This window comes from Stutzerimonas sp. CXK-1 (genome assembly GCF_057738225.1).
In genome coordinates this window covers 2,672,594-2,686,256 of record NZ_CM173217.1, presented here as the reverse complement: position 1 = coordinate 2,686,256, position 13,663 = coordinate 2,672,594, and the positions used below count along the sequence as shown (strand labels likewise).

The window sequence follows — 13,663 nt, the reverse complement described above, 5'->3', positions numbered from 1 at the left end:
ACCTTATGAGCGCGCTTTACATGATTGCCGGTACCCTGATAGCACTCGGGGTGCTGGTCACGTTTCACGAGTTCGGTCATTTCTGGGTCGCCAGGCGCTGCGGTGTAAAGGTGTTGCGCTTCTCGGTCGGTTTTGGTTCGCCACTCCTGCGTTGGCATGACCGGCATGGTACCGAGTTCGTCGTGGCTGCCATTCCGCTCGGTGGCTATGTGAAGATGCTCGACGAGCGCGAAGGTGAAGTGCCTGACGAACTCTTGGGGCAGGCGTTCAACCGCAAGTCCGTCCGCCAGCGCTTTGCCATCGTAGCCGCTGGCCCTATCGCGAATTTCCTTCTGGCTCTGCTGTTCTTCTGGTTGTTGGCGATGCTGGGCAGTCAGCAGTTGCGTCCGGTAGTCGGTAACGTAGAGCCCGGTAGCCTGGCCGCGCAGGCTGGCATTGGGCCGGAGCAAGAGCTGATCGCTATCGATGGCAAGGCGGTTTCGGGCTGGGGCGATGTGAATCTGCAGCTGGTGCGCCGCCTCGGCGAGTCCGGCTCGTTGGAGATGGTGGTTCGCGATCTCGGCGATTCGCTCGAGCGCAAGGTCGAGGTTCCCCTGCGGGAATGGCTCAAGGGGGCAGAAGAGCCCGATCCGCTGGCTGCACTCGGTATCCGGCCCTGGCGCCCTCGCATTGCGCCGATCATTGCGCAGCTCGATCCGGAGGGGCCGGCTCAGGCGGCTGGTCTGAAGCTCGGTGACCGATTGCTGGCTGTTCAAGGGCGCTCCCTGGATGACTGGCAGGATGTCATCGATGCCGTTCGTCCCCTGGCGGGCGAAACCGTGACCCTGTTGGTCGAGCGCGATGGCCGGACGCAGGATCTGTCGGTCACCTTGGCCGCAAGGGGTGAAGGCCAGACGCGCAGAGGCTATCTGGGCGCAGGCGTCGAAGGCGGTGAGTGGCCGGCGAACATGCTGCGTGAAGTAAGCCATGGGCCGCTCGAGGCGGTCGTCGAGAGCCTGCGCCGAACCGGCACGATGACGCTGCTGACGCTTGATTCGCTGAAGAAAATGCTCTTCGGCGAGCTGTCGGTAAAAAACTTGAGCGGCCCGATAACGATTGCTAAAGTGGCCGGCGCTTCTGCCCAGTCCGGTGTCGGGGATTTCCTCAATTTTCTCGCCTATCTGAGCATAAGCCTGGGGGTTCTCAATCTGCTGCCAATCCCGGTGCTTGATGGCGGGCACCTGCTTTTTTACGCCATCGAATGGCTTCGCGGCCGACCGTTGTCCGAAAGAGTGCAGGGATGGGGTGTTCAGATCGGCATCAGTCTGGTCGTCGGGGTGATGCTGCTTGCGCTGGTCAATGACCTGGGCCGCCTGTAACGCAGAATCCGTATTGTTGCCGCGCTAGGCGTCGGCTCATCCGTCAGGTCTGAAATAAGAAAGGACTTCATGAAACGTCTGCTGCTTCCCGCGGTGATCTCCGCTTTGATGATCGCCGAAGTCCACGCTGAGTCCTTCACCATTTCCGATATCCGGGTCAACGGCCTCCAGCGGGTCTCTGCAGGCAGCGTGTTCGGTGCTCTGCCGCTCAACGTGGGCGAGCCGGCTGATGACCAGCGCCTGGTAGAGGCCACGCGGGCCTTGTTCCGTACCGGTTTCTTCCAGGACATCCAGCTCGGCCGCGAAGACAACGTGCTGGTGATCAGTGTCGTGGAGCGGCCGTCCATTTCGGCCATCGAGATCGAGGGCAACAAGGCGATCAAGACCGAGGATCTGCTGGCGGGTCTTCAGCAGTCGGGCTTGGCCGAAGGCGAGATTTTCCAGCGCGCAACGCTCGAGGGCGTACGTAACGAGCTGCAGCGCCAGTACGTCGCGCAGGGGCGTTACTCGGCCAGCATCGAAACCGACGTCGTCAACCAGCCTCGAAATCGCGTTGCACTGAAGATCAAGATCAATGAAGGCTCGGTCGCGGCGATCAAGCACATCAATGTGGTCGGCAATACCGTGTTCTCCGATGAAGAGCTGACCGATCTGTTCGAGCTGAAGACGACCAATTGGCTGTCGTTCTTCCGTAATGACGACAAGTACGCTCGCGAAAAGCTGTCCGGCGACCTCGAGCGGCTGCGGTCCTATTATCTGGACCGTGGCTACATCAACATGGACATCACCTCGACCCAGGTGTCGATTACCCCGGATAAGAAGGATGTCTATGTCACGGTTAACATCGCCGAAGGCGAGCGTTACACCGTTCGCGACGTGAAACTCAGCGGCGACCTCAAGGTGCCGCGTGAGGAGGTCGAAGCTCTACTGCTGGCCAAGCAAGGCCAGGTTTTCTCGCGCAAGGTGATGACCACGACATCCGAGCTGATCACGCGCCGGCTCGGTAACGAGGGCTACACGTTCGCCAACGTCAACGGCGTACCGGAGCCGCACGACGAGGACAACACCGTCTCCATCACGTTCGTCGTCGACCCGGGCAACCGTGCCTACGTCAACCGCATCAACTTCCGTGGCAACACCAAGACCGAGGACGAGGTGCTGCGTCGCGAGATGCGCCAGATGGAAGGTGGCTGGGCGTCGACCTACCTGATCGACCAGTCCAAGACCCGTCTGGAACGGCTGGGCTTCTTCAAGGAAGTGAACGTCGAGACACCGCAGGTGCCGGGAACCGAGGACCAGATCGACGTGAACTACAGCGTCGAGGAGCAGCCTTCGGGCTCGATCATGGCCAGCGTCGGTTTCGCGCAGAATGCCGGCCTGATTCTCGGTGGCTCGATCAGCCAGAACAACTTCCTCGGCACCGGTAACCGCGTGAGCCTGGGGTTGAATCGCAGCGAGTACCAGACGCGCTACAACTTCGGTTTCGTCGATCCCTACTGGACCGAGGATGGCGTCAGCCTCGGCTACAACGCGTTCTACCGGACGACCGACTACGACGAGCTCGATTACGACGTGTCCAGCTACTCGGTGGATAGCTTGGGTGGGGGTGTCAACATCGGTTATCCGATCAGCGAGACGGCGCGCCTCTCCTTCGGCCTGTCCGTTCAGCAGGACAGCATCGATACCGGTCTCTATACGGTCGACGAAATCTTCGATTTCATGGAGAAGGAAGGCGACAGCTTCCTCAACTTCAAGGGCTCGGCCGGCTGGTCCGAATCGACGCTGAACCGCGGCGTACTGGCCACTCGCGGCCATTCGCAGAGTCTGGTCTTCGAAACCACCATTCCCGGTAGCGACCTTTCGTTCTACAAGCTCGACTACAACGGCCAGCTGTTCGTGCCGATGACGAAGGATTACACGCTGCGCATGCATACCCGACTGGGCTACGGTGATGCCTATGGCTCGACCGAGCGCCTGCCGTTCTACGAGCACTACTACGCTGGCGGCTTCAACTCGGTACGCGGCTTCGAAGACAGCAGCCTTGGGCCGCGCAGTACGCCAAGCGACGGTACGCGGCCGGGAACGGTGAAGGATCCGGATCAGGACCCGCTGCCGTTCGGTGGCAACGTGCTGGTGCAGGGCGGTCTCGAGGTGTTGTTCCCGATGCCTTTCGTCAAGGACCAGCGTTCGCTGCGGACCTCCCTGTTCTGGGATGTGGGTAATGTGTTCGATACCAACTGCCCGTCGGGTTCGAACAATTGCAGCGACATCGATATCGGTGACATGGCCAGTTCGGTAGGTGTGGGCCTGACATGGATTACCGCGATGGGCCCGTTGAGCTTCAGTCTGGCGATGCCCGTCGTGGAGCCGGATGACGCCGATACCCAGGTGTTCCAGTTCTCCCTGGGGCAGACGTTCTAACACTAGCCGAGCATCTTGCTTCGGTAACCTTTGCAGGAGTGGTATTCACCGTGCGTAAGTTGACCCAGATGTTTCTCGTTCTCGCCGCTCTGGTGGCGACGCCCGCGTTCGCCGAGATGAAAATTGCGGTTCTGAACTACCAGATGGCGCTGCTCGAGTCCGATGCCGCGAAGCGTTACGCCGTCGATGCCGAGAAGAAGTTCGGCCCTCAGTTGAGCAAGCTGAAGAGCTTGGAAAGCGAGGCGAAGCGCATTCAGGACCGCCTGGTCAAGGATGGCGACAAGATGCAACAGGCCGAGCGCGAGCGCCTCGAACTGGAATTCAAGCAGAAGGCGCGTGACTTCCAGTTCCAGTCCAAGGAGCTCAACGAAGCCAAGGCCGTTGCTGACCGCGACATGCTCAAGCAGCTCAAGCCGAAGCTGGACAAGGCTGTCGAGGAGGTCCTCAAGAAGGGTGACTACGACATCGTTCTGGAGCGTGGTGCCGTGGTCGACGTGAAGCCAACGTACGACATCACGCGTCAGGTCATCGAACGTATGAACCAGCTGCGTTGACATGTCCTGCCACGAATACTCGCTCGGCCAACTGGCCGAGTTGCTGGGCGGCTCGGTGCGCGGCGATGCCCAGCGAGTCATCACCGGCCTTGCGACACTTCAGGATGCCGGGCCGGGCCAGCTGAGCTTTCTCGCGAACAGCCAATACCGCAAGTACCTCGCCGAGACGCGGGCGGCCGCCGTGCTGCTCACGTCGGAAGAGGCCGAGCGGTATCAGGGAGCTGCGCTTATAGTCAGCAACCCCTACCTGGCCTACGCACAGCTTTCGCATCTGTTCGAAACCCGTCCTGCCAGCGTCCCGGGCGTCCACCCCTCCGCGGTGATCGCCGCCAGCGCGCAGGTTCACCCCTCGGCGCGCATCGGCGCTTACGTGGTCATCGAGGCCGGCGCCTGCATCGAGGCGGATGTCGAAATCGGGGCGCAGTGTTTTATCGGTGCACGTAGTCGGATCGGCGAAGGCGGACGGCTCGCGCCACGGGTCACGCTGTATCACGACGTCGTCATCGGCAAGCGCGTGGTGATTCAATCCGGTGCAGTAATCGGTGGCGAAGGCTTCGGCTTTGCCAACGAAAAGGGCAGTTGGCAAAAGATCGCGCAGATCGGTGGAGTCCTTATCGGCGACGACGTTGAGATCGGCTCGAATACCACCATCGACCGAGGAGCGTTGGCAGACACGCTCATCGGCAATGGCGTCAAGCTCGATAACCAGATCATGATCGCGCACAACGTACAGATCGGTGACAACACCGCCATGGCCGGTTGCGTGGGCATCTCGGGCAGTACCAAGATCGGGCGTAACTGCATGATCGCAGGCGGCGTTGGCATGGTCGGTCACATCGAAGTGTGCGACAACGTGTTCGTTACCGGGATGACCATGGTGACCCGCTCGATCTCCGAGCCAGGCAGCTATTCGTCCGGCACGGCGATGCAGCCGGCGGCTGAATGGAGAAAGAGCGCGGCACGGATCAGGCAGCTCGACGATATGGCGCGACGCCTGCAACAGCTGGAAAAACAGCTCGCAGCCGTGACCTCGGGCGGCGATTCGTCTTCTGATGCCTGACCCTTTCTGCTGAGTCGCTGACTGGCGCTGCGCGCGCGTCGACGAGGCGGGGCATTGGTTGCCCCTTCATATTTCTACAGGCTCCTTGCTGACATGATGGATATCAACGAGATTCGCGAATACCTGCCGCACCGCTACCCCTTCCTGCTGGTGGACCGGGTGGTCGAGCTGGACACGGGGGCCAAGCGCATTCGCGCATACAAGAACGTGACCATCAACGAGCCGTTCTTCACTGGGCATTTCCCCCAGCATCCGATCATGCCCGGTGTACTGATCATCGAGGCGATGGCGCAGGCAGCGGGTATCCTCGGCTTCAAGATGATGGATGTGAAGCCCTCCGACGGCACGCTCTACTATTTTGTCGGTTCGGACAAGCTGCGCTTCCGCCAGCCAGTCCTGCCGGGCGATCAGCTGATCCTGGAAGCCAAATACCTCAGCGTTAAGCGCGGTATCTGGAAGTTCGAGTGCGAAGCCAGTGTCGACGGTAAGGCGGTCTGCTCGGCCGAAATCATCTGTGCGGAACGCAAACTATGAGTTTGATCGACCCTCGTGCCATCGTCGATCCATCGGCCCGTCTTGCAGATGACGTGCAGGTCGGTCCTTGGTCGATCATCGGGCCGAATGTCGAGATAGGCGAGGGAACGGTGATCGCGTCGCACGTGGTCATCAAGGGGCCGACCCGTATCGGCCGACACAATCGTATTTTTCAGTTTTCCTCGGTCGGCGAGGACACTCCTGACCTGAAGTACAAGGGGGAGCCAACCCGGCTGGTGATCGGCGATCACAACGTCGTGCGCGAAGGGGTAACGATCCATCGCGGGACCATTCAGGACCGTCACGAGACTACGATCGGCAATCACAACCTGATCATGGCCTACGCTCATATCGGTCATGACAGCGTCATTGGTGACCACTGCATCCTGGTAAACAACACCGCGCTGGCCGGGCATGTACATGTGGGTGACTGGGCCATTCTCTCCGGTTACACCCTGGTCCATCAGTTCTGCCGGATCGGTGCGCACAGTTTTTCCGGTATGGGCACGGCGATCGGCAAGGACGTACCCGCTTTCGTTACCGTTTTCGGCAATCCGGCCGAGGCGCGCAGCATGAATTTCGAGGGCATGCGCCGGCGGGGCTTCAGCGACGCGGCGATCCATGCTCTGCGGCAGGCCTACAAGGTCGTCTATCGCAAAGGCCTGACGGTGGAGGCTGCGCTTGGTGAGCTTGCCGAAGCGGCTGAGCAGTTCCCCGAGGTTGCGGTATTCCGCGACTCCATCAAGGCCTCGACGCGCGGCATTACACGCTGAGATGAACAGGCCGCTTCGAGTTGCTTTGGTAGCCGGGGAGGCATCGGGCGATATCCTCGGCGCCGGGCTTATGCAGGCATTGCGCAAGCGCTGTCCCGATGTCAGGTTCATCGGTGTCGGCGGCAAGCGCATGGAGGCCGAGGGGCTGCAGTCGAGCTTCCCGCTCGAGCGTCTTGCAGTGATGGGCTTGGTGGAAGTGCTTGGCCGTCTGCCGGAGCTGCTGGCACGCCGCCGCCGGCTGACTGCCGAGCTGATCGCGGCCAGGCCGGACGTGTTCATTGGCATCGATGCGCCGGATTTCAACCTGGGCCTCGAGCTTCGCCTGCGGCGCGCCGGCATTCGCACCGTGCACTATGTCAGCCCGTCCGTCTGGGCGTGGCGGCAGAAGCGCGTGCTGAAGATCCGCGAAGCCTGCGATCTGATGCTGACGCTGTTTCCATTCGAGGCGCGCTTCTATGAAGAGCAGGGCGTGCCGGTGCGTTTCGTTGGCCACCCACTGGCCGATGCCATTCCGTTCCAGGCCGACCGGGCCCTAGCGCGTGCCGAGCTGGGTTTGCCCGAGCAAGGTGCTGTCGTGGCGCTGCTGCCTGGAAGCCGCGGCGGCGAGGTGGCCCGTCTGGGTGAGCTGTTTCTCGAGGCGGCTCAGCGGATCCACGCAAAACGACCGGATGTGAGCTTCGTACTGCCATGCGCCAGCCCGGAGCGGCGCGCGCAGATCGAGCAGATGCTTGTCGGGCGGGCACTGCCGTTGCGGCTCGTCGATGGCCGCTCGCACGAGGCGCTGGCCGCCTGTGACGCGGTGCTGATTGCGTCGGGCACGGCAACGCTCGAAGCGCTGTTGTTCAAACGGCCAATGGTAGTTGGCTACCGGGTGGCTCCGATGACCTATCGCATCCTCCGGCGTCTGGTGAAGAGCCCTTACGTGGCGCTGCCGAATCTGCTCGCTCAACGCTTGCTGGTGCCGGAGTTGTTGCAGGATGCCGCCACACCCGACGCGTTGGCGGCGGCATTGCTGCCACTGCTGGACGATGGCGAATCTCAGGTGAAGGGGTTCGATGCCATTCACCGGGCGCTGCGCCAAGACGCCTCGGTGAAGGCCGCCGAAGCAATATTGACGTTGGTAGAGAGGCCCTGATGCAGTTCGGACTGGATTTCGGTTTGGTCGAAGAGCTGGTCGCCGGCGTCGACGAGGTCGGCCGAGGGCCGCTCTGTGGTCCGGTTGTGACCGCGGCGGTGATCCTCGATCCGGCTCGCCCGATCGAGGGGCTCAACGACTCGAAAAAACTCAGTGAAGCCCGCCGCGAAGCGCTGTTCGACGAGATTTGCGAAAAGGCGCTGGCCTGGTGCGTGGCGCGCGCTGAGGTCGAGGAGATCGACCAGCTGAACATTCTGCATGCCACCATGCTGGCGATGCAGCGCGCGGTGGAAGGGCTCAGCGTGGTGCCGCGGCTGGCGCTGATCGACGGCAACCGCTGCCCGCAACTGGCGGTGCCGAGCGCACCGGTGGTACAGGGTGATGCACAGGTCCCGGCGATTGCCGCGGCGTCGATCCTGGCCAAGGTCAGTCGTGATCGCGAGATGCAGGCGCTCGATCTGGTTTATCCCGGCTACGGCCTGGCCGGTCACAAGGGCTATCCGACACCGCTGCACCTCGAGGCATTGCAGCGACTCGGCCCCACCCCCATCCATCGGCGCTCCTTCGCGCCGGTGCGTACACTGATCGAGCGCGCCGAGCTCAGCGTAACGGCGCTGGCGCCCGCAGCGTTGGTCTAGCGGCACCCTGATTCAGCTGAGCTGTCCATAGCTGACGGAGCCGCCGCGTCGCGCGCGGCGGTACGTCACTGCCGATGGAGAGCGCTGATGCCAGAGTTTGCCACCCAAATCGTCGATCTGCTCAACGGGCTCATATGGGGCAAGATCCTCATCTGGATGCTGGTCGGTTGCGGCCTGTTGTTCACGTTCCGCCTGGGCTTCATCCAGTTCCGCCACTTCGGCCATGCGTTCGGCATCCTCAAGGGCAGCGGCAAGAGCGACGACTCGGGTATCTCGCCGTTCCAGGCGCTCTGCACGTCACTCGCCGCGCGGGTGGGCACCGGCAACGTCGCCGGGGTGGCGGTCGCCATCACGCTCGGTGGCCCGGGCGCGGTGTTCTGGATGTGGGTAATCGCCCTGGTCGGTATGGCGACCGGTTTTGTCGAAGCGACACTCGCGCAGCTGTTCAAGATTCGTGACGACCGCGGGCAGTACCGCGGCGGGCCTGCCTATTACATGGAGAAGGGGCTGGGCGCCCGCTGGATGGGTTCCCTGTTCTCGGTGTTTCTCATCCTTGCCTTCGGCTTCGTCTTCAACTCGGTTCAGGCCAACACCATTACCGGGGCGATGCAAGGCGCCTTTGGCGTGCCTGCCTGGCTTTGTGGCGTCGGCATCGTGCTGCTGACCGCGCCGATCATCTTTGGCGGCCTGCGCTCCATCGCGCGCTTCTCGCAGCTGGCGGTGCCCTTCATGGCTGCGGCCTACATGCTCGTTGCGCTGGCGCTCATCCTGATCAATATCACCGAGCTGCCCGGCGTCTTCGCACTCATCTTCAAGAGCGCGTTTGGTTTCGAGGAAGCCGCCGCCGGTGGGCTCGGCGCTGCGCTGTTGAACGGCTTCAAGCGCGGCCTGTTTTCCAACGAGGCGGGCATGGGCTCGGCGCCGAACGCCGCTGCGGCGGCTGTGCCCTATCCGCCCCATCCTGCTTCGCAGGGCTATGTGCAAATGGCCGGCGTGTTCATCGATACGCTGATGATCTGTACGGCGTCGGCGGCGATCATCCTGCTGGCCGGCCCCCAGGAAGGCGAGGGGATCGAGCTGGTGCAGAATGCGCTGGTCGACCATGTCGGCGGCTGGGGGCAGTATTTCCTGGCGATCATCGTGCTGTTCTTCGCGTTCACCTCCATCGTCGCGAACTACTTCTACGCAGAGAACTGCCTGGTCTTTCTCGAGCGTAACCATTCGGCCGGCCTGCTGGTCTTTCGTCTATTGGTGCTGGCGATGGTGATGTTTGGCGCGCTGGCCTCGCTACCCTTCGTCTGGAGCCTGGCCGACGTCTCCATGGGGCTGATGGCGATCACCAACCTGATCGCCATCGTCCTGCTGTCGAAGACTGCGGTGAAACTCTCGCGCGACTACCGGCAGCAGCTGAGTGCCGGCAAGGTTCCGCAGTTCGACGCGCGCGACTATCCGGAAATCCGCGCGAAGCTCGAGCCCGGCATCTGGGACGACGGCAACGGCGGCATCAAGCCCTGAGTATCGTGCCGCAGGCAGGGCGAACGGCGGACCTGCCTCGGCCGCTTTTCGGTACAATCGCGCGCTTGTCGTTTTGCCCGCGCAGGTTTGTCCATGTCCGTTTCCTTCGTTCACCTCCGTCTGCATACCGAGTACTCGCTGGTGGATGGGCTGGTCAGGGTAAAGCCGTTGGTCAAGGCCGTTGCGGGAGCCGGTATGCCGGCGGTTGCCGTTACCGACATGAGCAACATGTGCTCGTTGGTGAAGTTCTACAAGACGGCGCTGGGCGGTGGCATCAAGCCCATCTGCGGCGCCGACATCTGGCTGGCCAGCCGCGACGAGGACGGCCCGCTGAGCCGTCTGACGCTGCTGGCGATGGATGCCAAGGGCTATCGCAATCTCACCGAGCTGGTCTCGCGGGGCTGGACCGAAGGCCAGCGCAACGAGCTGGTGATCATCGAGCGCGATTGGGTGAAGGCAGCAGCCGAGGGCCTGATCGCACTTTCCGGCGCGAAAGAGGGCGAGATCGGCCTGGCCCTGCTCGAGGGCGACGAGAGCGGTGCCGAGGCGCTCTGGCAGGAATGGAGCGCCGTTTTCCCGGGGCGCTTCTATCTGGAAGTACAGCGCACCCATCGGGTCAACGACGAGGAATACCTGCACGCCGCGGTGGCTCTGGCCGGGCGCTGCGGTGCGCCGCTGGTGGCGACCAACGACGTGCGCTTTCTCAAGCAGGAAGACTTCGAAGCCCACGAAACGCGTGTATGCATCGGCGAAGGCCGTACGCTCGATGACCCACGGCGTCCGCGCAACTATTCGGACCAGCAATACCTCAAGACGCCCGAGGAGATGGCCGAACTGTTCAGCGATCTGCCGGAGGCGCTGGAGAATTCCGTGGAGATCGCCAAGCGCTGCAACATCGAGGTGCAGCTGGGCAAGTACTTCCTGCCGGATTTCCCCACGCCCAATGGCATGGGTATCGACGACTACCTGCGGCATGCCTCGTACGAAGGCTTGGAAGAGCGTCTGAAGGTAACGTTGCCGGCGGACACCCCGGATTACGAGGCGAAGAGGCAGCTCTATGTCGACCGCCTGGAGTTCGAGCTCGGCACCATCATCCAGATGGGCTTTCCCGGCTACTTCCTCATCGTTGCCGACTTCATCCAGTGGGCCAAGAACAACGATGTGCCGGTAGGCCCCGGGCGTGGTTCGGGTGCCGGCTCGCTGGTCGCGTACGTGCTGAAGATTACCGACCTCGACCCGCTGGCCTACGACCTGCTGTTCGAACGTTTCCTCAACCCCGAACGGATCTCCATGCCCGACTTCGACGTCGACTTCTGCATGGATGGCCGCGACCGCGTGATCGACTACGTGGCCGAAAAGTACGGGCGCAACGCCGTGAGCCAGATCATCACCTTCGGCTCGATGGCGGCCAAGGCCGTGGTGCGCGACGTGGCGCGGGTGCAGGGCAAGTCCTACGGACTCGCTGACCGCCTGTCGAAGATGATCCCCTTCGAAGTCGGCATGACCCTGGAAAAAGCCTACGAGATGGAGGAGCCGCTGCGCGACTTCCTCAAGACCGACGAAGAGGCCGCGGAAATCTGGGAAATGTCGCTCAAGCTCGAGGGCATCACCCGCGGCACCGGCAAGCACGCCGGTGGTGTGGTGATCGCGCCGACCAAGCTGACCGACTTCGCGCCGATCGCCTGCGACGAGGAGGGCGGCGGCCTGGTTACCCAGTTCGACAAGGACGACGTCGAGCAGGCCGGCCTGGTGAAGTTCGACTTCCTCGGCCTGCGCACCCTGACGATCATCAAGTGGGCGATGGAGACCATCCACCGCGAGCAGCGGCGCAAGGGCGTCGACGAGAAGGACCTGGTCAACATCGACTTCATCCCGCTGGATGACAAGAAAACCTACGACATGCTGCAGAAGGCCGAGACCACCGCGGTCTTCCAGCTCGAATCGCGCGGCATGAAGGAGCTGATCAAGAAGCTCAAGCCCGACTGCCTGGAAGACATGATCGCACTGGTGGCGCTGTTTCGCCCCGGCCCGCTGCAGTCGGGCATGGTGGACGACTTCATCAACCGCAAGCACGGTCGCGAGCCGATCTCCTATCCGCACCCGGACTACCAGTACGCCGGTCTCGAGCCGGTGCTCAAGCCCACCTACGGCATCATCCTCTACCAGGAACAGGTGATGCAGATCGCCCAGGTGATGGCCGGTTATACGCTGGGCGGCGCCGACATGCTGCGCCGCGCGATGGGCAAGAAGAAGCCCGAGGAAATGGCCAAGCAGCGCGGCGGCTTCATCGAGGGCTGCGCCAACAACGGCATCGACGGCAACCTGGCGGGCAACATCTTCGACCTGGTGGAAAAGTTCGCCGGCTACGGCTTCAACAAGTCGCACTCGGCAGCCTACGGCCTGGTCTCCTACCAGACTGCCTGGCTCAAGGCGCACTACCCGGCGCCGTTCATGGCGGCGGTACTGTCGGCGGATATGCACAACACCGACAAGGTGGTGATCCTGGTCGAAGAGTGCCGCAGCATGAAGCTGCGCATCGACCCGCCGGATGTAAACGTCTCCGAGTTCAAGTTCACCGTCAACGACGACGGGCGCATCGTCTACGGCCTGGGCGCGATCAAGGGCGTCGGCGAGGCGCCGGTCGAGGCCATCGTCGAATGCCGGAAGGCGGGGGGGCCGTTCAAGGACCTGTTCGATTTCTGCAACCGCGTCGACCTCAAGCGCATCAACAAGCGCACCCTGGAAGCGCTGATCCGCTCGGGTGCGCTGGATCGCCTGGGGCCCTACTACCAGGACGAACTCAAGGCCTACCAGGCCAGCGTCGACCTCAACCGCGCCGTGCTGCTGGCGTCCATGGAAGAGGCCGTGCAGGCCGCCGAGCAGACCGCGCGCAGTGAAGAGAGCGGCCACATGGACCTGTTCGGGGGGCTGTTCGCCGAGCCGGAGGCCGATGTCTACATCAATCACCGCAAAGCGCGCGAACTCTCGCTCAAGGAGCGTCTCAAGGGCGAAAAGGACACCCTCGGCCTCTACCTCACCGGTCACCCGATCGACGAGTACGAAGGCGAGGTCCGCCGCTTCGCCCGTCAGCGCATCATCGACCTGCGCCCGGCGCGAGATACCCAGACCATCGCCGGCCTTATCGTCAACCTGCGGGTGATGAAGAACAAGAAGGGCGACAAGATGGGCTTCATCACCCTCGATGACCGGTCGGGGCGGATCGAGGCCTCGCTGTTCGCCGATGCCTTCGCCAGCGCCCAGGCGCTGCTGCAGACCGATGCGCTGGTGGTGGTCGAGGGCGAGGTCAGCAATGACGACTTCTCCGGCGGGCTGCGTCTGCGCGCCAAGCGGGTGATGAGTCTCGAGGAGGCGCGCACCGGCCTGGCCGAAAGCCTGCGCGTGCGGGTCGCGGCCGATGCGCTCAAGGGCGACCGCATGCGCTGGCTGGCCGATGTGTTCGGTCGCCATCGCGGTGCCTGCCCGATCACCGTCGAATACACCGGCAGCGACGCGCGTGCGGTGCTGCAGTTCGGCGAAAGCTGGCGAATCGACCCGGCCGATAACTTGATTCAGGCATTGCGTGACCAGTTCGGGCGCGACAACGTCTTTCTCCAATACCGATGACCGGGCGGTACTTGCGCCCGGACGCAAGAGGCGTCGCCCCGGCGGCGCTCG

10 protein-coding genes are annotated in these 13,663 nt (G+C 62.7%); all 10 read left to right on the top strand.

From position 1 onward, the window contains the following. Positions 1–5 precede the first annotated feature (5 nt). The 10 genes from rseP (at position 6) to dnaE (ending at position 13,612) form a co-directional block, all read left to right on the top strand. Positions 6–1,358, top strand: a complete 1,353-nt coding sequence (rseP, locus tag AC0KXH_RS12600; protein WP_488223500.1) for an RIP metalloprotease RseP — start codon at positions 6–8, stop codon at positions 1,356–1,358. Positions 1,359–1,427: 69 nt separating this feature from the next. Then, positions 1,428–3,779: an outer membrane protein assembly factor BamA gene (gene bamA, locus AC0KXH_RS12595; protein WP_488223499.1), complete on the top strand. Its 2,352-nt coding sequence runs from the start codon at positions 1,428–1,430 to the stop codon at positions 3,777–3,779. Between the two features lie 50 nt (positions 3,780–3,829). After that, positions 3,830–4,333, top strand: coding sequence for an OmpH/Skp family outer membrane protein (locus AC0KXH_RS12590; protein ID WP_043221048.1), 504 nt, complete (start codon positions 3,830–3,832; stop codon positions 4,331–4,333). Between the two features lies 1 nt (position 4,334). Then, on the top strand, positions 4,335–5,393 hold the full coding sequence (lpxD, locus tag AC0KXH_RS12585; RefSeq protein WP_043221045.1) for a UDP-3-O-(3-hydroxymyristoyl)glucosamine N-acyltransferase: 1,059 nt from the start codon (positions 4,335–4,337) through the stop codon (positions 5,391–5,393). 93 nt (positions 5,394–5,486) lie between these two features. Further along, positions 5,487–5,927 carry a 3-hydroxyacyl-ACP dehydratase FabZ gene (fabZ, locus tag AC0KXH_RS12580; RefSeq protein ID WP_488223498.1) on the top strand — a complete coding sequence of 147 codons (441 nt, stop codon included), beginning with the start codon at positions 5,487–5,489 and terminating at the stop codon, positions 5,925–5,927. Continuing rightward, on the top strand, positions 5,924–6,700 hold the full coding sequence (gene lpxA, locus AC0KXH_RS12575) for an acyl-ACP--UDP-N-acetylglucosamine O-acyltransferase (protein ID WP_043221040.1): 777 nt from the start codon (positions 5,924–5,926) through the stop codon (positions 6,698–6,700). The genes fabZ and lpxA overlap by 4 nt, the downstream gene beginning before the upstream one ends. Position 6,701: 1 nt before the next feature. Further along, positions 6,702–7,835, top strand: coding sequence for a lipid-A-disaccharide synthase (gene lpxB / locus AC0KXH_RS12570; RefSeq protein ID WP_488224610.1), 1,134 nt, complete (start codon positions 6,702–6,704; stop codon positions 7,833–7,835). Continuing rightward, positions 7,835–8,473, top strand: a complete 639-nt coding sequence (rnhB, locus tag AC0KXH_RS12565; protein ID WP_041104490.1) for a ribonuclease HII — start codon at positions 7,835–7,837, stop codon at positions 8,471–8,473. Before lpxB ends, rnhB begins: the two co-directional genes overlap by 1 nt. An 87-nt stretch (positions 8,474–8,560) precedes the next feature. Beyond that, positions 8,561–9,988 carry an alanine/glycine:cation symporter family protein gene (locus AC0KXH_RS12560; protein WP_165563077.1) on the top strand — a complete coding sequence of 476 codons (1,428 nt, stop codon included), beginning with the start codon at positions 8,561–8,563 and terminating at the stop codon, positions 9,986–9,988. Between the two features lie 93 nt (positions 9,989–10,081). After that, positions 10,082–13,612, top strand: coding sequence for a DNA polymerase III subunit alpha (gene dnaE / locus AC0KXH_RS12555; protein WP_488223497.1), 3,531 nt, complete (start codon positions 10,082–10,084; stop codon positions 13,610–13,612). Positions 13,613–13,663 lie beyond the last annotated feature (51 nt).

Bases quoted from the DNA above. Each gene is read 5' to 3' on its own strand.
- rseP (WP_488223500.1), top strand. From the start codon at position 6: ATGAGCGCGCTTTACATGATTGCCGGTACCCTGATAGCACTCGGGGTG.
- bamA (WP_488223499.1), top strand. From the start codon at position 1,428: ATGAAACGTCTGCTGCTTCCCGCGGTGATCTCCGCTTTGATGATCGCC.
- lpxD (WP_043221045.1), top strand. From the start codon at position 4,335: ATGTCCTGCCACGAATACTCGCTCGGCCAACTGGCCGAGTTGCTGGGC.
- fabZ (WP_488223498.1), top strand. From the start codon at position 5,487: ATGATGGATATCAACGAGATTCGCGAATACCTGCCGCACCGCTACCCC.
- lpxA (WP_043221040.1), top strand. From the start codon at position 5,924: ATGAGTTTGATCGACCCTCGTGCCATCGTCGATCCATCGGCCCGTCTT.
- lpxB (WP_488224610.1), top strand. From the start codon at position 6,702: ATGAACAGGCCGCTTCGAGTTGCTTTGGTAGCCGGGGAGGCATCGGGC.
- rnhB (WP_041104490.1), top strand. From the start codon at position 7,835: ATGCAGTTCGGACTGGATTTCGGTTTGGTCGAAGAGCTGGTCGCCGGC.
- AC0KXH_RS12560 (WP_165563077.1), top strand. From the start codon at position 8,561: ATGCCAGAGTTTGCCACCCAAATCGTCGATCTGCTCAACGGGCTCATA.
- dnaE (WP_488223497.1), top strand. From the start codon at position 10,082: ATGTCCGTTTCCTTCGTTCACCTCCGTCTGCATACCGAGTACTCGCTG.